The organism is Shewanella sp. TC10 (genome assembly GCF_009663145.1).
Taxonomy (GTDB): Bacteria; Pseudomonadota; Gammaproteobacteria; order Enterobacterales; family Shewanellaceae; genus Shewanella.
Map to the genome: position 1 here is coordinate 17,170 of NZ_VKHR01000017.1, position 18,620 is coordinate 35,789.

Genomic DNA, 18,620 nt, shown 5'->3' on the forward strand with positions numbered 1-18,620 from the left:
GTCCCATTCATCGAAGTGATAATCTAGCCCGCAGTGATTTACAGCGAATGGTCATTTAGCCAATAAAATATGCCATTCGCCATTTTGAGGCTGTCCATGATAGAGATACTGCAATCGATTTGGCATCAAGATTTTGATGCTCTGTTAGAAATGACCACAGTGCATTACTTGATGTTGATATTAGCCTTAATCCTGTTTTTAGAATCGAGCTTTGTTTTCCTGCCCTTGCCTGGCGATGGCTTAGTGTTATTTGTTGGAGGACTGGTTGGCTTGGGCGTAGTGGAATTTAATTATGCGCTCATCTTGCTCACTATTGCTGCAGGCTTAGGTTCCATCATTGCCTACCTTCAAGGTCGGTGGTTATCTCACCACCCTATTGTGACTAAAGTAGAGAATGGCTTACCTGATAATACCCTTGATCGAGCATCAAATTTATTAGAAAAGTACGGCTTTTTAGCGTTATTCTTTTCACGCTTTATCCCTTTCGTCAGAGTGTTAACCCCTATGTTAATGGGTATTCGTAAACTGGGTATAAAGCGCACTATGTTAATGAGTTTTACCAGTGCGTTAATCTGGAGCTTTTCATTACTCATGGTCGGTCGATGGGTAATGAACAACCCGATACTAGCTGAGTATCAGGAGCAACTAAGCAAAGGCTTCATTGTGATCAGTTTATGTTTAATGATATCGGCAATCGTCGCAATGCTTGTTCGGTTCACGATTAAATCTAAAACAGGTAAATCACAACCAAGCAACCATTAGTGATGACAAGCCATTTGTTATTGATTTACCGCTAAAAAAAGCAGTATCTCTTGATAGCAATACAAGTGGCTTCTGTCTGAATTAGTCGCCACAGTAACTAAACTGCGGCGTTTAATTATCTATCCTTGGCCAACAGTTGAGCATGAATCTTCAATAATATTTAACGCATGGTCAATTTGCGTATTCGTCACATAAGGCGCCGCGCCTAATCGCAACTGATTGCCTCGACTATCGCAAAGCACATTATTGTTTGCTAACAGTTGCACCCAATTAGCTGCATGAGGAGTCGTCAGTGATAAGAAACCGCCATTGGCCGATAATTCATGTTGAGGTAGCGCAAGGCCAACTTTATCTGCTCCAATAGCCTCAATCCCTTGCCACAGGCGGCCAATCTGCGCTTGATTGATATCACGTAACACAAGATCGGTTAATTGTTGCTGCTCGAAAAATTCAAATACAGCACATGCTCGATAATGACTTGTGGGATCATAAGTTGATCCCGCGAAAGCAGATTGTCCCTGACCATACCCCACCTTTCCAGGCACTTGATCTAATACATCAAACTCTGCATACCACCCCGTGATAATGGGATGACCTTGGTAACCAGCCGGAATACGCATCATGCAATTTCCCTCGCCAGCCTGACAATACTTATAGCCGCCCGCAACGATAAAGGCTGACTCTAATTGCCACGCAGCCAAATTAAACGGCACCACATTTAGCGCATGATAGGCATCAACTAAACAAGGCACATTTAGCGACTTTGCCGCTTTGGCGACGAGCCCAACATCGTAAAATATCTCACTGGTATTAAAGAACACCGCTGACAACATCACCGCATCTGTGTCTGCATCAATCTTTTCGATAACTCTTTGAGCAAGCGTGTCACTTGGAAATACAGGCACAACTTCGATTGTGCAATTAAGCTCTTGCAGGCGCTGTAGTTGCCGTCTTAAAGAATGAAACTCGCCATCGGTAGTGACTATTTTTAACGGCCTTTTTGGCTGTTTTTTGGAAGTAATCGCTGAACTGCTATTTGAATGAGTAGTCGAGGAACTTGATGAAGCTGCGGTGAAATAATCTAAGTCAGAAATAAAGCGCAAAATCAGTTCATGAGTTGAAGAACCAAGCGCAATTTGGCCATTGGCTTCTCCCATTAAACGACGATAGAAATCTCGCACTTTATCGGCTTTAGCCAGTGCAAGTCCCCACTTATCATCAATATGAAGTGCTGCATCGTTATAACAATCTAACACACCTTGCTTCGCCACATCAGGCCAAGCTTGGTGAGAGTGACCAGAAAGTAATATCCGTTCACTGACATTAAAATCGCTATAGTATTGCTGTAATTGCCCCGCGTCATGATTATTCATTTTTGTTTTTATCTCTGCAAAAGTACGTTTTATCTCTTCAAAAGTGCGTTTTTATCTCTTCAAAAATGCGCTTATTAGCTTAGGCTTTTATAGCCCTGGTTACAGATGCGTTCTAAGCTCAAATAACTCAGGGAAAAAGCTAATATCTAAAGACTTTTTCAAAAACTCAACACCAGATGAGCCGCCTGTTCCGGCCTTATTACCAATGATCCGCTGCACGGTATACATATGTTTAAAGCGCCATTGCTGAAAACTATCTTCAATATCGACTAACTTTTCAGCCAGTTCGTACAAGTCAAAATGCTTATCGGCATCTTGATAAACCTTGATCCAAGCATCAAGCACACACTTTTGAGATTGGTACGGTTTGCTGAAATCGTGATTGTTAGAATCAAAGCGGCTTAATTCATCATCAGTTACGTTTTTATCATCGATTGGTTTATCATCGATTGATTTATCAGAGAATTCTTGGGCAGTGATCAGGCCTCTGTCCTTAAGTACTTGAATACTCACATCGTATAAACTCGGTGCATGCAGTAAATCATTTAACTCTTGATATACCTCAGGATGACTTTTGTGCACCTCAAGTAAGTCAGCATTTTTGTTACCTAATAAAAACTCAATTTTGCGATAACCATAGGACTGAAACCCCGATGAATGACCTAAGGCATCACGAAATTTGAGGTAGTCGACAGGGGTCAGTGTGGCGAGAATATTCCATGATTGAGTGAGCTGATTCAAAATCTGTTTCACACGAGAGATGACTTTAAAAGCATGGCCAAAATCGCCAGTGTTAATATTATCAATAGCACAAGTTAACTCATGTCCCGCAAGCTTAAGCCAAAGCTCACTGGCTTGATGAATAACAATAAAAAGCATCTCGTCATGTTGATCTGACAAAGGTTGCTGCGCCGATAAGATTTTCTCAAGATTGAGATAATCGCCATAGGACATATCATCTTTAAAATCAGTATGAATACTATCTTCTAGCTCTCTAAAGTTAGCTTTGGTCTCATTGTTATTATCCGGCTGACTCGCAGACTTATGACCAAGTGGGCACCCCATGTAAAACTCCTTTGGTGAGTGACTTGTGTTTAATATCAGTGAAATGCCGCTAAAGTTCGTAAATTAAGCGACAAATAAATAACCTATCACGTAGGTTAAAGACTGACTAACAAGGCCTCAATTATGGCGTCAGTTTTAATTTACATTTACAGAATATGAGACAGAATTGAAGCTGCACTTTTTGAAGATCAATAGTGTTCAAACAACTCATTTAAAAGAGATGCTTTAAAGAGAAAGTTAAACAGAAGCGTTAAAGAGAAGCGTTAAGCTACCAGCTTGAATAAATTGGATTGATAAAAAATGACATGATTAAAATAACTCTCAGGCTGAAGGCTTCACTGACCTTCAACCTGTAACACTATTTAGCGACAAAACTTAGCGTCTAAATATAGCAACTAGAAAGTCACTTCAACCCTGCAACTATTTCATCTTGGTTCACTTGCTGGATTAACAGTTCTATAGTCTGAGTACGATTGTCAGTGGCCTGAGAGGCAAAGTTAGCACTGTCATTGGCAGCGCAGCAGACTACGGTCGTTAACACTAGTGCAATTATGGAATATCGAAATGTCATTGATGCTCTCCCGCTAATATTGGCTTTAGCATAACGATGGGAGGGTTAAGAAAGGGTTAAGGCTTGTAAAAGGCGCGAATACAGCTGACAAAGATTGAATATTACTCACAAACTATTTAGGATCAGCCCATATACACCCAATTAAGAAGCAATACATGAACACCGAGCTATATTTTATCTACGACTCACATTGCCCTTGGAGCTATGCTGTCACTCCGTTAGTGAACGCACTTCAAGAAGCTTATCCATCGATGAAGGTACACCTTCTACACACAGCGCTTTACGAAGGTAAAACCAGTGCAGGCGAAGAACAAATGGAAGCGGCAGAAAGAGCCAGTGGATTGAAGTTTGGTCGAGATTATATCCGCTATGCAAACAGCCCTAAAAGCTCAATCAAGACCGCTAACTTAATGGGTTGGATGCAAAGCAAGCAAGCTGACAAACAGTTACCAGTGCTAAATGCCCTGCAAAGAGCACATTTTATTGAAGGGAACCCATTAAATACTAAGCATGATTTCATGGACATTGTAGAGAAATTTAAATTATCTCCATCGAACAAAATATTCCGCGATGAGCTCAGTATGGATGCCGAATATGTTCTTGAAGGTATTGCAGAAATTCAACAAATGATTGGCACTACAAACTTCCCTGCAATGGTGATGACAGTGGGTGATAATGCTATTTTTATCGACCATTCAAAGTACATCAGCAGTCCACATGCGGTAGTTGATGCGGTTGAAAAAGAGATAGCTTCGTTTAAGTAATCCAATAACAATGAGCACTATTCGAATAAAGACCACGACTAACAATCGTGGTTTTTATTGCCTTAAATTTAACTCATGAATTACTGGCACATTACTCTCCAAATTTCTCCCCTATTCCAAGAAATACATCTCTTTTATAAATGATTAATTTACATTTTAAATAATAATTTTTTTATTATTTAAAATCATAACCTTAAGATTAAATAATTTTTAAATCGCAATTATCTCGCCGCTAACCTGCTGATTATAAATACTGCATATCATTGAATATAAAATCACACACTTCGCTTATCAGAACAATAGCCAACGTCCCACACTGAATATTTATTCAAAAAGGCGTAGCTTAAAAAACAATCAAAAAACCACCAAGTAATTTTCACATTAATTTTACAAATGTAACAACTAAAGATACATTGATCGCCGCAACGCACTCAAATAGAGTTTTGCGCTGCAAAAACAATAATAAATAATTTTTTACTCTGAATAACATGGAAGATAGTTATGACTAAAAACAAAGTAACAACAGTCCTCGGACTGTCTGTACTGGCACTTTCGATCTCTGCCAGTCTCAATGCAGCACCTGCCTTTACACCAAATGTGAATAGTAATTCACCTCAACTCAATCAGCAAAGTCCGCTACCTAAGCGCTATATTGTTAAGTTTAAAAATGCCAATGCGGCCGCTGCAGGGTTTTCAACTCAAGCAGCTTCTGATGGCATTAGCGATGCCCAGTATGAACCAAGAAGTAACGAGGTTTTCTCTCATTTTCGTGCAATGAACAGTGTTTCAGCCAAGGAAATGAAGCGAATTGGTCGCAGTAACAGCTATAGCGTCAAGCTCGATAGCAAAAACCTACAGTCACTCAGGTATCGTGCAGATGTTGATTACGTGGAAGAGGATGTTCAACGTCGATTACTCAGTGAAACCACTCCTTGGGGTCAAAGCTATGTAGGTGCAACTTCAGTCAGTGATAGCCAAGCTGGAAACCGCACAATTTGTATTATTGATTCAGGTTACGACTTAGGGCATAACGATCTTAATGCCAATAATGTCACTGGCACCAATAACTCAGGCACTAACAACTGGTATGAACCAGGTGCAGGTAATGCTCATGGTACTCACGTAGCGGGTACCATTGCAGCAATAGCCAATAATGAAGGTGTAGTGGGCGTGATGCCTAATCAAAATGCCAACATTCATGTGATTAAAGTGTTTAATGCTTCAGGCTGGGGTTACTCTTCAGATCTTGTCGCTGCTGTAGACACCTGTGTCAACAATAATGCTGATGTAGTAACGATGAGCTTAGGTGGCACAGGCTCAAGTAATACAGAACGAAATGCCCTAGCTGCCCATGAAAACAATGGTGTACTACTGATAGCAGCTGCAGGTAACGATGGTAATGATACCCTAAGTTATCCGGCATCTTACGACTCAGTTATGTCTGTTGCAGCAGTGGATAGCAATAAAGACCACGCGGCGTTTTCACAATTCACCGCTCAAGTCGAAATCTCTGGTCCTGGTGAAGCTATTTTATCAACCGTCACTCGCGGAGAAGGTCGATTAGCGGATATTACTATCAATGGTCAGTCATATTTTGATGATGGTGTTGTGCCTCACAATCGCTATGTTTTGTCAGGTTCAACCCATGTCAGCACACCATTTATTGGCACTGCAACTGGTGAGTTAGCCGAATGTTCAGTCAGCGGCAGTAACTTTAACTGTGGCAATATGAGCAATAAAGTTTGTTTAGTTGAGCGTATTGGAAACCAAGGTAGTAGCTACCCAGATATTGATGCTGTAAAAGCGTGTGAAGCTGCTGGAGCAAGTGCATCTATCGTTTACAGTAATACTGCATTACCTGGGCTACAAAACCCATTTTTGGTCGATAGCAATAACGAAGCGCCTATTGTGTCGGTTTCGGTAGACCGTGCAACGGGTTTAGCATTGCGCAACCAAGTGGGTTCGTCAGTGACTGTGACTAATACTGATAATGAAGATTATGAGTACTACAACGGGACATCAATGGCGACGCCTCATGTATCAGGGGTAGCAACCTTAGTCTGGAGTCATCATCCAGAATGTAGCGCCACCCAAATTCGCGCAGCGCTTAATGCAACAGCTGAAGACTTATCTATTCCTGGCCGAGATAACCAAACGGGTTATGGCTTAGTAGATGCTGAAGCAGCTAAAGCTTATTTAGATGCTTCATGTACTGGGCCAACCGATCCTGGTACTGGTGTAGGAGATGACGAGCTTACCAATGGCGTGGCTAAGTCTAACTTAAGTGGCGGCACAGGCGATGAGCTTTTCTACTCGATTGATGTGCCAGCTGGCGCGACTGATTTGAGCTTTACCATGAGTGGTGGTAGCGGCGATGCTGACTTATATGTCCAGTACGGCGCAGCCCCTACAACCAGCAGCTATGATTGTCGTCCGTGGAAAGGTGGCAACGCAGAGTCTTGTCCTATCGCAACCCCACAAACTGGCACTTACCATGTGATGGTCCGAGGTTACAGTGCATTTAGCGGTGTTAGCTTAGTCGCTAATTACACTGAAGCATCTGGCGGTGGTTCAGGTGGTGGCACTGGTGGTGCGGCAACATATTCAAACAACACGACTTATAGCATTCCTGATAACAGCAGCGTAGGCGTTAGCAGTTCATTAACTGCAACCCGCACTGGCGATTCAGGTGAAATCACCGTAAGCGTTAATATTAGCCATACTTATATAGGCGACTTACAAGTTGAGCTTTATAGCCCAACAGGTCAAGTGGCGGTATTACACGACAATAGTGGTGGCAGTGCCAACGATATTGTTAAAACGTACACTGTTGATATGACGGGTGTTGAATCAGCTGGCGATTGGACACTTAAAGCGGTAGATAGTGCTAGGCGTGATACAGGTACTATTAATACTTGGGAACTGACCTTTCAATAGCCAGTTTAAGTGAGTGCTCACTGAGCTCTTGTCAGTGATACTTCATGCCTGTCAGCTCCCCTCTGGCAGGCATTTTTTGTAACTCTTATAATAATATTAAAGTCTATTTATAACTATTAAGAGCGAAAACTCATTTTTATGCAGCTATCGATTAATGTGAAAAATCTCATCTTTTGATAGCTAATTGAATTATAAAATCTGAAGATAATCTGAGGCGTTACTCTTGCCATTCAATCGTAGAATAGGTAGTTTTAGCTTTATTGCAAGGACGATTAAAGTCCATAAATTAAAAATAAAAAAGGACTTAAAATGGGAAATATTCTTTGGGTAGCTTCTTACCCCAAATCTGGTAATACTTGGGTTCGAGCGTTTATTGAAAATTATATCCAAAATTCAGAAAGCTCAATCGATATCAATACAATGCATACTATCTCTACTGCAGAATCCGCCGCACATAGATTTCAAAATAAAATTAGAGATAATAGGAAAACAACAGATTTATCCTTAGAAGAGATTTGTGCTCTAAGGCCATCAGTTCAATCTGACATCGCCATGCAAGCAAACGGTACTACCTTTGTTAAAACTCATAATTACTTGGGTGAATATAATGGGTACCCGCTTCATAACTCTATGGTCACTTCTGGCGCCATTTACATAGTAAGAAATCCATTGGATGTTACCATTTCAATGGCTAAGTATTTTGACTACACCATTGATGAAACCATAGACTATATGGCTGAAGAAATGACTGGAACGCCTAATGAGGCTGGCAATGTACCGCAAATAATTACTTCTTGGTCAATGCATGTTTCAAGTTGGACTCAAACCCCTGAAGATTCTCGATTGGTTTTACGTTACGAGGATATATTGGACAACCCTAAAAAAGTGTTGAGAAAAGTTGAGTCATTTTTAGGGTTGAAAAAAGATCCTAAACGTTTAAAAAATGCAATTTTAAACTCCTCCTTCGCCAAATTAAAAGCACAAGAATTGAAACATGGTTTTGTCGAAAAGCACGAAAACGCTAATGCATTTTTCCGCAGCGGCATGAAGCATCAATGGCAACAAGCACTAACAACTGAACAAGTTAATCGAATAGTCGATATTCATGGTGAGCAAATGGCTAGATATAAATATCTTCCTAGTAAATAAAAGGGAGTTCATTCTAATAATTTGATTGATTCTCACCTTAATTGGTCAAAAGCCACAGATATATTAAGCAATTATCAGCGTGGCTTTTAATGTTTTAAATCATCATTCAAACGCAATACTCCTATTAAGTTTACACTTCTCTTCTAACTCTTTCATAACAGTGCCAAATTGAACTCCTAAATCTGCTACAATAGCGCGCGAAAATAATACTAATAACGACTTATCTGGATTTCATGAAAGACTTTATCATCATCGGTGCTGGCCAGTCTGGCCTATCAATGGCCTATAACTTGGCTCAAACAAACTCAAATTATTTAGTCTTAGATGCCAACGAACACATTGGCGCTCCATGGTTAAAACGTTGGGATTCATTAACCTTATTTACCCCTACTGAATATAATCACCTACCAGGAATGAAATTCCCTTTTCCAAAGGGTTACTATCCGAATAAATATGAAGTGGCCGATTACTTAAAAAGTTATGTCGAGCACTTCAATATTCCCATTGAGTTTAACCAAAAGGTCACCTCGGTTACTAAAGTTGATGGTGTATTTGAAGTGACTACTGCAAAAGAGCAGTTTAAATCCAAGCAAGTCATTATTGCTACTGGGCCATTTCATACTCCCTACACACCGCCTTGCCATACCGATATTGCCGAAGATGTGACTCAATTACATAGCGAGAATTATAAGAACCCTAATCAACTTCAAGATGGAGATTGCTTAGTGGTTGGTGCGGGCGATTCAGGAGTGCAAATCCTATCGGAGATTGCTGATACTGGCCGCAAAGTTCATTTCTCTGGCACAGATAATATTAAAGCGATTCCTCAGACCTTTTTGGGCAAAACATTATGGTGGTGGTTTACTAAAATCGGTTTCTTATCGGTTAATCGTTATAGCAAGATTGGCCAATGGCTCAGTAAAGGCGTACAGCCTGTGATAGGCACTGATGTAAAATCATTGCTAGCTAAAGATAACGTCATCCACATGGGCCGTACCTTATCCGCTGATGAAACTAGCATTACTTTCCAAAAAGGCAGTGTTAGCAGTATTAAAAACATCATTTGGGCGACGGGCTTTAAACCTAACTTCTTTTGGATTGATGGCATTTCATTTGATGAAATGAATTACCCAAGTAATTATCGTGGCGTTAGCAATGATATTGAAGGCTTGTACTTCATCGGCCTACCCTGGTTATACACCCGAGGTTCAGCCACCCTTGGCGGAGTTTGGAAAGATGCTGATTACTTAATGAATTACATTGCCAAAAATCAACAAGCAGCCTAAGTAAAAGCAGCGACCTATTGAAACAAAAAAGCGGAATGAGCATATACTCATTCCGCTTTTTGCTGATATGACGTCGGCTTAACTAATATTTTGTACTTGCGATGCTAATAACCAAATCGCTAACGCAAAAAATATCACGCCCATAAACTTGTTTTGGTAAGTACGAAACTTGTCATTTTTAAGCAATGGTTTACCTAAGCTGCCCACTAGCGCCACCAGCAATAAGTTAAACAGTAGTCCCATTACATTCAGTAATAGGCCCAAAGCCAGCATTTGCTCACCAGAGCTTGCTGTAAGCTGAGTTGAGACAAATTGCGGTAAAAACAGCACAAAGAATATCAGTGCTTTTGGGTTCAATAAGTTACTGAAAACCGCACGGCGGTATAGAAGCTTTGCTAAGTTATTTTGCTGTTCAATTTCTGGCGCGTCAGCTGCGCTGCTGCGCATACAGTCCCAGCCCATTTTTAATAAATAGGCGCCGCCCAATACTCTAAGCACTTCAAGCGCCATTGGGTTCATCGCCACTAAAGCAGATACGCCCATCGCAGCCAGTAAGGTGAGAATTAATCCTGAAGTGGCATTACCAAAACTGGCATACACGCCAACCTTGCGGCCATAGCTCAGGCTTGAACTGGCGATCAGCAGCATGTCAGGCCCAGGGATCAACAATAAGGCCACCACAGTGGTTAAATAAACAGGGAGTAAAGCCAGATCGATCATGATGAATTAGATAAGTGATTAAACAAGGCGCGGATTTTACAGCTATCCAACATGAATAAAAGTCATGTTGCGCTTAAATGAGAGCTAAAGATGGCAAAGTTTGTTTACGAAAGCCAATTACCTCCAGCCTAAGCTCGTTGTTCTTGTTTTTCAGCACTGATATGTTGCCTAATGCTCCACTTTAATAACATCGGACCGATTAACGTAGTAATAGCAATAATTACCACCAGCTCAGTGAATAATTTACTATCGATAATTCCCATTTGATAACCAAGTTCTGCAAATACTAGCCCGACTTCTCCCCTGGGGATCATTGCGCTGCCCACCACGGCTTTGGTTTGCCATTTAGGCCCACCAAACAATCCTGCTGCCAACTTAGTTAAAATCGCCAAAATGGATAAAAAAATCAGTAGCGTAATTCCGCCAGAGCTAAAATCTAACTGACTTAAATCAAGGCGGATCCCCACATAAACAAAGAATATAGGTGCAAACACATCGACCAAGGCTTGAGTCGATAATTCCATCTTATGTGTGAAGGGAAAAGGATTCACTAAATAGCGGTTTAGTGGCGAAGTAAACTGACGGCTTAACGCTAATCCAACAGCAAAGCCGCCTAATAATGCCGGCGCACCAAACAAATGAGCAAGCCATGAAAATAAGCAAATTAGAACCATGGTTATTATCACTTCATAACCTGATTTATCAGCTAAGGGTTTTAGCGCGCGGGCTAAGTACAACAAACCTCGAGTTAGCGGCGGGGTAAAAATCAGAAACAGCAATACTTTAGCGGTCAAAATCAACGAGCTATTTAAATCAAATTCACCAAAGCTTGCAAAGTTAAACAATAAACTCAGTAAGATAACACCAGCAATGTCATCGATTACCGCAGCGCCCAAAATGACATTACCCACTTCGGTTTGCGATTGCTGGGTCTGGCCTAGTACTCGTAGAGAAATGCCAATGCTGGTTGCTGTTAATGCACAGCCTAAATAGATCGCAGTAAAGTGAGAATCAGTAACCAAGTAAACACTACTTAAACCAATCACAATGATAGGAAGCGCAATACCTAATGTGGCAACTGCAGCAGCTCTCGGCCCTGCTTGAGATAAACGCTTAATGGAGGTTTCGCAGCCAATTGAAAACAGCAATAAAATCACGCCGAGTTCAGCTAAAACTGCCAAAGTTGCATCTGGTGTCACGACATTAAGTAATGTCGGTCCGAGTAACAGGCCAGCAAGTATTTCTCCCACCACAGCAGGTAATTGCAGTCGCTCAAATAAACTGCCCAATACCTTACCGCAAAGCAGGATCAAACATAACGCAATAATGAACTGCTCGACTGTCATCTAAGCCTCCAAACTGCTGCAGACACAGTTTAAATATTGAGCTCATTAATGATGAAGATCAAGGAGCAAATTCTCGTTTTTGATACATTTATTTTAGGAGCAGTAAGGAGGTAATTATGGATAAGCTTTATATCATCTCTCAAAAAGACCAACAGCAAGCCAACGCCGTCAGTGCTGGAATAGAATTGGCTAAAAAGTTGAATTTACAGCCTGAAATAGCTGCCTATAGCTATGAGTCTTTTAGTGGTGATGCGTATTACAACCCACGTATTGCAGCTGAGGTACGCCAACAAATTCTGGCTAATGATCGACTTGAACTGGAACAACAACTCAATGAGTTACAGGCAAGTTCCACTCCGTTTAATATTACTTGGTGTAAAAACTTAGCGGAGCATGCAAGCCAACACGCTCAGCCACCACAATATGCAATGATGCTTAAATCTATCCATGCTTCAGAGCAATTCTTACCTGCCGATTGGCAACTGATACGCCACACTAAAGTGCCTTTAATGCTCCTGAGTAATAACCCGTTAAATAAGGCGCGATCAATTTTAATGGCTATTGATTTAGGCAGTAATAAACCAGCAAAACAAGCACTCAACCAAGCTGTTGTTAATCAAGCTTATCGCCTTGCTGAAGTGACAGGTCACGAACTTCATCTTGGATTTGTTATTCGTATTCCAAAAGTATTGCGAGATATGGATTTAATTAATAGTCGTACATTAGTCAAAGAGGCTTACGATAAACATCAAGCCACCATTGAACCACTCGGGCTCAAACGCGAACAAGTGCATATTCTCGCTGGGAATGCTGATATGTGCTTATTTGAACTCAGTTGCCGCTTAAAAGCTGAATACTTAGTAATGGGAGCAGCCCAGCGTCAAGGCATAATGGGCTGTGTGATTGGCAACACATCAGAAGCAATTTTAGCTAAGATCCGCAGTAATGTTTTACTGGTGCCTCAGCCGCTAGAAAACTAACGACTTCCTGTCACTTAGGAAGTATCAGATACAAAAAAGGCTTAGCAATCATTGCTAAGCCTTCCTTAAAGGGCGTCGAAATTAGCGATAAAACGCTTCAACTGTGCCTTTAATTGTCATTAATAAAGGTTGACCACGACGGTCTAATGCCTTACCTGCTGGCACTTTTACCCAACCTTCACTGATGCAGTACTCTTCAACATCAAAACGTTCTTTGCCATTAACTTTGATGCCAATGTCATTTTCAAAAACAGCTTCAACATGATGTGGGCTGCGTGGATTAACAGAAAGGCGATCAGGTAAAGCGGGTTGTGAAGTTGTATCGTTCATGAGCATGCTCTGTAGTAATAGAATCTAGCGCTATTGTAGGCAATACAAGTGCTTTGCTCAAGTGTAGCCATCATATACTCAGTAATAAATGTAGCAGCAAGGATGTTTGATTAGTTGTGTCAGTGTCACCTAAATCCTTAGCCGCCGTTTAAAACAGACGTAACCATAAAAGTAACCGTAAATCATCGGTAAATACGCTCACCAAACAATGATGAATCTAGTAGAACTTTACAAGAAAACAGAAGGTTAAAAACGGATTTAAAATCTTAGCTTACAAGTCACGTTAATAGGCAAATTATAGCTGCTAGCTAAGGGCTCATGAATTGGCGCCAGCATAGGTTAACAGCAGGTTAAAATAGTTAAAAAACTTTACATCTTTTTAACTAAATGAGTATTGACACACAAGTGCTAGATCGAGGATATTCTCACCTAGAATTATTGAAGGTAAATCACACTTTAATAACTAAAAATAAATAATGTTTCAGTAGCGTATTGAAACGGCACTCAACTGCTGTTATCGGACAACTATAATAATAATTATTGAAATAGTTTTAATTGCCGGTGACGCAATATTTACTCATTTTTGGGGACAAGCACATGCTATTTGAAGGTAAGTTAATTTCTGACTGCCCAATCCGTCAAAAAATTCGTGATTTTTATCGTATAGATGAAAACATCGCGGTAGATCATATTCTCCCTCTAGCAGAAATTAACGTTAGCGCCCGAAGTAAGGCTTGGGAACGTGCACGCCAAATGGTCTTGAAAATTCGTCAAGATCAATCAGGCAATGGTGCAATCGATGCCTTACTTAATGAATATTCACTTTCAAGTGAAGAAGGTGTGGTATTGATGTGCTTGGCAGAAGCACTTTTACGCGTACCTGATAAACATACCCAAGATGTGCTTATTCGCGACAAAATCTCCCAAGGCCATTGGAGCAACCATTTAGGTAGCAGTGACTCATTATTTGTAAATGCTTCTTCGTGGGGCTTATTAATCACAGGCTCAGTGGTAGATTATGCCGATAGACGTACCAAAGATCGCTTTGGACTATTAAAGAAAACCATTGGCCGCCTAGGCGAACCCGTCATTCGAAAATCAATGAACTACGCTATGAAAATCATGGGTAAGCAGTTTGTGATGGGTGAGACGATTGTCGCAGCAACTGAGCGTGCAGCCACAAAAGAGCAACAAGGTTACGTGTACTCCTATGACATGCTAGGAGAAGGCGCTCGTACTATGGACGATGCCGACCGATATTTAGCATCGTACCAAGACGCCATCGAAACCATTGGTAAAGTCGCCCAAGGGGCTGGTAAAAATGATCCTAGAAAAGTCCCAGGCATTTCAGTAAAACTTTCCGCTATTCATCCTCGTTACGAATTTACCCATAAATCACGAGTGATGAATGAAATAGTGCCAAAGCTTAAAGCCCTATGTTTACAGGCCAAAAAGTACAATATTGGTTTGACTGTTGATGCTGAAGAGTCTGAACGATTAGATATCTCACTTGATGTTATCGAAGCTGTATTTAGCGACAACGATTTAGCGGGTTGGAACGGCTTTGGTATTGCCTTACAAGCCTACCAAAAGCGCGCTATTTTTGTGGTTGATTGGCTACGCGAATTAACCGTGCGTGTTGGCCGCAGAATGATGGTGCGCTTAGTCAAAGGTGCCTATTGGGATACCGAAATTAAGAATGCCCAAAAGGATGGCCATAGTCACTTCCCTGTATTCACCCGTAAGTCATCGACTGATGTGTCATTCCATGCCTGTGCCAATAAATTATTAGGCTACAGAGACACTATTTATCCACAGTTTGCGACTCATAATGCTTATACAGCAGCCACCATCGTAGAACTTGCAGGTGATGATAAAGAAGGTTTCGAGTTCCAGTGCCTACACGGCATGGGGGATTCACTTTATGATCAAATCGTCAGCGGCGAACATATTCAATGCCGAATTTATGCGCCAGTGGGTCACCATGAAGATCTGCTCGCTTATTTGGTTCGTCGTTTATTGGAAAACGGTGCCAACTCATCATTCGTGAATGCCATTGTTGATGAGTCAAAACCAGTTGAATCACTGCTTGAAGATCCTGTAGAAAAAACTCAGCGATTAAAAGAAAAGTACAACCAGCAAATCCTTAAACCGATTGCTTTATATTATGGTGAAGATGGCGAAGATCGTGATAACTCGAAGGGTTTAGACTTAACCAATATTCACGAAATCACGCCGCTTAAAGCGTCTCTTGATAGCTGGTTTACGACCACACAACTTAATGCTAATGATGTGCCAGAAGGCGCTGTGGCAGTGAAAAACCCTGCCAATCACAATGAAATCATTGGCTACCACCATTTCCATGATAAAGATGCCATGCTGGCGATGATCGACACTGCGCAAACGGCATTCGATTCATGGTCACAAGTATCTGTCATTGAACGCGCTGCGTTATTAACCCGTATTGCAGATATCCTAGAGCGTCATACCGATGAACTGATTGCGTTATGTATAAAAGAAGCCGGTAAAGTTGCTCAAGATGGTATTGATGAAGTACGAGAAGCTGTCGATTTTTGCCGTTATTACGCTAACCGAGCAATTGAATTAGCAGAAGATGACCGCTTAGAGCCTCGCGGCGTGGTGTTATGTATTAGCCCTTGGAACTTCCCACTCGCTATTTTCTTAGGCCAAGTTGCAGCAGCCATTGCCACCGGTAATACCGTGTTAGCAAAATCAGCAGAACAAACCAGCTTAATTGCTCTGCGCGCCATTGAACTGATGAAGTATGTTGGTCTGCCAACAGGTGTTGTTCAAGCTGTGATTGCTCCAGGTAGCCTAGTCGGTAGTGTTATCCTGCCAGATGAGCGCATTCAAACTGTGATGTTTACAGGCTCAACTGAAACAGGTACTAAGATTTCGCAAATCTTGTCTGAGCGCGGCGGCCATCAAGTGCCATTGATTGCTGAAACTGGCGGTCAAAATTGTATGATAGTTGATTCAACCGCTTTGCCTGAGCAAGTTGTAGATGATGTTATATCATCAGGATTTCAGTCTGCGGGTCAACGCTGTTCGGCGCTTCGCGTGTTATTTTTACAAGAAGATATTGCTGATAATGTCATTACCATGCTCAAAGGTGCACTGGCTGAATTACACGTTGGTAACCCTGAGTTCCTCAGCACCGATATTGGTCCTGTTATTGATCAAAAAGCACTGAACGCATTGAATGCTCACAGTGACTATATGAAAGATTATGGTAAGTTGCTATATCAATGCGACATATCTACTGAAGTTGCTGACAGTGAACACTTCTTCTTTGCTCCGCGCCTTTATGAAATCAATGACATTAGTGTATTAAAACGTGAAGTATTTGGCCCATGTGTCCATGTGGTTCGCTTTAAAGGTGATGAAATAGAAAATGTCATCGAAAGCGTTAATGGCACAGGTTTCGGTTTAACCATGGGCATACACACCCGAATAGAGCACAGAGCAATTGATCTCGCCCGATTATCACGTGCAGGTAATGTCTATATCAACCGCAATATGATTGGCGCCATTGTCGGTGTGCAACCATTTGGTGGTCGTGGACTTTCAGGGACGGGGCCAAAAGCCGGTGGGCCAAATTATCTATCACGTTTGGTAAAAGAAAAAGCCACACCTAATGCCGATGATTTTGACCTGTTACCGCCGCAAGCTATTGAGAAAGATTGTGATGCACAGTCTATATCCGAAGCAACATTGCTGATGGATAGAGCCAACAAGGTTGAAAAGCAATGGCGTTTAACGGACTTAAACACCCGTACCTCTTGTGTACGTCAGTTACTGGCTAAAATCGCCCAAGTTGATATCGTTGATGACTTAGCAGACGATTTAAATTACACCTTGAAGGTTTCTCGAGATCAATTAATCAATATTGAAAAACTGTTGAAAAAACCAAAGGTACTGCCTGGGCCAACGGGTGAGTCTAATATCCTTTATTTGGAAAATCGCGGCAACATCATTTGTTTTGCCGATGAGAGTGTCAGCTTCCACTTCTGGGTACTCTCAATCGTAACCGCATTGGCAACAGGTAATACCGTTATCACCGTAGTGTCTGATTTGTATCATGATGAAGCGTTGGTATTTAAAGATAAGTTGATAGCCACCGGTGCAGATAAAGATGTCTTCCAAGTGGCAAGACATCGTCATTTACCGACACTATTGGCACACCCTAAATTATCGGGTGTAGTTATTGATAGTAACTGCGATCGTAAACATTACATCAGTGAGAAATTAGCTGAACGTCAAGGTGCGATTTTACCTGTGATCAGCTCAGAGTATTTCGATAACTTGATCCAGCGTCTACTAACTGAAAAAACTGTCAGTATTGATATCACAGCGTCGGGTGGTAACACTTCGCTAATGACATTGGTTGAAGATGATTAACCTCAACTCTGGACAAGAAAGTCATATAGATATCTGTTTTTATTTCAATAAGTTACCATCTTCAACAACTCAGTATAGTAGTTTTAGATGGATAACAAGGCAAAATCATAAGTCAATAGCTAGCCTATTACGTTGATTTTAACGCAGTTAGACGCTAAAAACGCTGTGCTGAGTGGCTTAAATTATCCAGAGCTGAGGTTGATTAATACCCCACTGAGCATAGTCCCCTTAAACAGGAGATGATGAGTCAGGTGTAAACATAAAAGCGAACCATAAATGGTTCGCTTTTTTATTGTTTTAAATTATAGCAGCGCAACGGCAAACGCTGATGAAGTGAATCGACATTAGCGAATAGAAATAACATTAGTTCACTAAGCGGCAACCGCAAACAGTATTACTGGGTTGAAACAGCACCACAGCAAAGTCTTTTGCTTCATCTTGTTCAATGATTTGTACGCTAAGGTTGTGCATTCCATCGCGATTCAAATTGAGGTTACTTACATAAGACAAGTATTGATAATGCTCTGGAGGCTGTTGATTTTCGGCTAAAGGGCTTTCTTGTTTGGTGTTCACTGAAATATCGTAAATCATATTTTCAGTATCAATACTGTTCACTTTACCTTGCATTGACACCGTCCCAGCTGAACTGCCATCGATATTAAAATAACGATAATGCACTTGGGCTTGGCCATCTTTAGATAATAGATCCACGAGTAAATAATGATTACTGTCTTGCTCGCCGTTATTACGATTAAATAACTCAGAACTACAGCTGAGCATAAAGCTTGGCGAGCTTGAACTGAGATTGAAGATCACCCCGAAAGAACATATCAAAAGCGTTAATATGATGATGTTAATGACCCAGCGCCCTGTTCTTGTCATCGCTTAGCCTCCACATTAAACCATCGAAGTAAC

General features: G+C 41.2%; 14 protein-coding genes. 7 read left to right on the plus strand and 7 right to left on the minus strand.

From position 1 onward, the window contains the following. The first annotated feature begins 96 nt into the window (after positions 1–96). Positions 97–762, plus strand: coding sequence for a DedA family protein (locus tag FNZ24_RS08005; protein WP_153913963.1), 666 nt, complete (start codon positions 97–99; stop codon positions 760–762). Between the two features lie 119 nt (positions 763–881). On the opposite strand, the gene FNZ24_RS08010 is transcribed toward FNZ24_RS08005, so the two are convergent. From FNZ24_RS08010 to FNZ24_RS08020, 3 genes are all read right to left on the minus strand, one after another. Continuing rightward, entirely contained in the window at positions 882–2,135 is a 1,254-nt protein-coding gene (locus FNZ24_RS08010) for an aminotransferase class V-fold PLP-dependent enzyme (RefSeq protein ID WP_153913964.1), read from the minus strand. 99 nt (positions 2,136–2,234) lie between these two features. Then, positions 2,235–3,200, minus strand: a complete 966-nt coding sequence (locus tag FNZ24_RS08015) for a tryptophan 2,3-dioxygenase (protein ID WP_153913965.1) — start codon at positions 3,198–3,200, stop codon at positions 2,235–2,237. 403 nt (positions 3,201–3,603) lie between these two features. Beyond that, a complete protein-coding gene (locus FNZ24_RS08020) occupies positions 3,604–3,771 on the minus strand; it encodes a hypothetical protein (RefSeq protein WP_153913966.1) in 168 nt (55 codons plus the stop codon). A gap of 155 nt (positions 3,772–3,926) precedes the next feature. Here FNZ24_RS08020 and FNZ24_RS08025 point away from each other — a divergent pair, with 155 nt between their 5' ends. The 4 genes from FNZ24_RS08025 to FNZ24_RS08040 all read left to right on the plus strand — a co-directional run bounded on the left by FNZ24_RS08025 (position 3,927) and on the right by FNZ24_RS08040 (position 9,907). Then, positions 3,927–4,535: a protein-disulfide isomerase gene (locus tag FNZ24_RS08025; protein WP_153913967.1), complete on the plus strand. Its 609-nt coding sequence runs from the start codon at positions 3,927–3,929 to the stop codon at positions 4,533–4,535. 501 nt (positions 4,536–5,036) lie between these two features. Next, entirely contained in the window at positions 5,037–7,472 is a 2,436-nt protein-coding gene (locus tag FNZ24_RS08030; protein WP_153913968.1) for a S8 family serine peptidase, read from the plus strand. 309 nt (positions 7,473–7,781) lie between these two features. Next, the gene (locus FNZ24_RS08035; protein ID WP_153913969.1) at positions 7,782–8,621 is read left to right on the plus strand and encodes a sulfotransferase domain-containing protein; all 840 of its coding nucleotides are present in this window, start codon (positions 7,782–7,784) and stop codon (positions 8,619–8,621) included. Positions 8,622–8,854: 233 nt separating this feature from the next. Beyond that, positions 8,855–9,907 (plus strand): flavin-containing monooxygenase, encoded by a 1,053-nt coding sequence (locus FNZ24_RS08040; RefSeq protein ID WP_153913970.1) that lies wholly within the window; start codon positions 8,855–8,857, stop codon positions 9,905–9,907. 78 nt (positions 9,908–9,985) lie between these two features. On the opposite strand, the gene FNZ24_RS08045 is transcribed toward FNZ24_RS08040, so the two are convergent. Beyond that, the gene (locus tag FNZ24_RS08045) at positions 9,986–10,627 is read right to left on the minus strand and encodes a LysE family translocator (protein ID WP_194945021.1); all 642 of its coding nucleotides are present in this window, start codon (positions 10,625–10,627) and stop codon (positions 9,986–9,988) included. Between the two features lie 128 nt (positions 10,628–10,755). After that, a complete protein-coding gene (locus tag FNZ24_RS08050) occupies positions 10,756–11,973 on the minus strand; it encodes a cation:proton antiporter (protein WP_153913972.1) in 1,218 nt (405 codons plus the stop codon). Between the two features lie 116 nt (positions 11,974–12,089). On the opposite strand from FNZ24_RS08050, the gene FNZ24_RS08055 reads away from it, so the two are divergent. Then, positions 12,090–12,953 (plus strand): universal stress protein, encoded by an 864-nt coding sequence (locus tag FNZ24_RS08055; protein WP_153913973.1) that lies wholly within the window; start codon positions 12,090–12,092, stop codon positions 12,951–12,953. 81 nt (positions 12,954–13,034) lie between these two features. Here the strand turns inward: FNZ24_RS08055 and FNZ24_RS08060 are convergent, their stop codons facing one another. Next, positions 13,035–13,283, minus strand: coding sequence for a DUF3297 family protein (locus FNZ24_RS08060; protein ID WP_153913974.1), 249 nt, complete (start codon positions 13,281–13,283; stop codon positions 13,035–13,037). Positions 13,284–13,880: 597 nt separating this feature from the next. Between FNZ24_RS08060 and putA the strand changes: the two genes are divergently transcribed. After that, entirely contained in the window at positions 13,881–17,705 is a 3,825-nt protein-coding gene (gene putA / locus FNZ24_RS08065; RefSeq protein ID WP_153913975.1) for a bifunctional proline dehydrogenase/L-glutamate gamma-semialdehyde dehydrogenase PutA, read from the plus strand. 363 nt (positions 17,706–18,068) lie between these two features. Here putA and FNZ24_RS08070 read toward each other — a convergent pair whose 3' ends face one another. Further along, positions 18,069–18,587 (minus strand): hypothetical protein, encoded by a 519-nt coding sequence (locus FNZ24_RS08070; RefSeq protein WP_153913976.1) that lies wholly within the window; start codon positions 18,585–18,587, stop codon positions 18,069–18,071. Between the last annotated feature and the right edge of the window lie 33 nt (positions 18,588–18,620).

Coding starts and splice junctions, on each gene's coding strand:
- FNZ24_RS08005 (WP_153913963.1), top strand. CDS start 97: ATGATAGAGATACTGCAATCGATTTGGCATCAAGATTTTGATGCTCTG.
- FNZ24_RS08010 (WP_153913964.1), bottom strand. CDS start 2,135: ATGAATAATCATGACGCGGGGCAATTACAGCAATACTATAGCGATTTT.
- FNZ24_RS08015 (WP_153913965.1), bottom strand. CDS start 3,200: ATGGGGTGCCCACTTGGTCATAAGTCTGCGAGTCAGCCGGATAATAAC.
- FNZ24_RS08020 (WP_153913966.1), bottom strand. CDS start 3,771: ATGACATTTCGATATTCCATAATTGCACTAGTGTTAACGACCGTAGTC.
- FNZ24_RS08025 (WP_153913967.1), top strand. CDS start 3,927: ATGAACACCGAGCTATATTTTATCTACGACTCACATTGCCCTTGGAGC.
- FNZ24_RS08030 (WP_153913968.1), top strand. CDS start 5,037: ATGACTAAAAACAAAGTAACAACAGTCCTCGGACTGTCTGTACTGGCA.
- FNZ24_RS08035 (WP_153913969.1), top strand. CDS start 7,782: ATGGGAAATATTCTTTGGGTAGCTTCTTACCCCAAATCTGGTAATACT.
- FNZ24_RS08040 (WP_153913970.1), top strand. CDS start 8,855: ATGAAAGACTTTATCATCATCGGTGCTGGCCAGTCTGGCCTATCAATG.
- FNZ24_RS08045 (WP_194945021.1), bottom strand. CDS start 10,627: ATGATCGATCTGGCTTTACTCCCTGTTTATTTAACCACTGTGGTGGCC.
- FNZ24_RS08050 (WP_153913972.1), bottom strand. CDS start 11,973: ATGACAGTCGAGCAGTTCATTATTGCGTTATGTTTGATCCTGCTTTGC.
- FNZ24_RS08055 (WP_153913973.1), top strand. CDS start 12,090: ATGGATAAGCTTTATATCATCTCTCAAAAAGACCAACAGCAAGCCAAC.
- FNZ24_RS08060 (WP_153913974.1), bottom strand. CDS start 13,283: ATGAACGATACAACTTCACAACCCGCTTTACCTGATCGCCTTTCTGTT.
- putA (WP_153913975.1), top strand. CDS start 13,881: ATGCTATTTGAAGGTAAGTTAATTTCTGACTGCCCAATCCGTCAAAAA.
- FNZ24_RS08070 (WP_153913976.1), bottom strand. CDS start 18,587: ATGACAAGAACAGGGCGCTGGGTCATTAACATCATCATATTAACGCTT.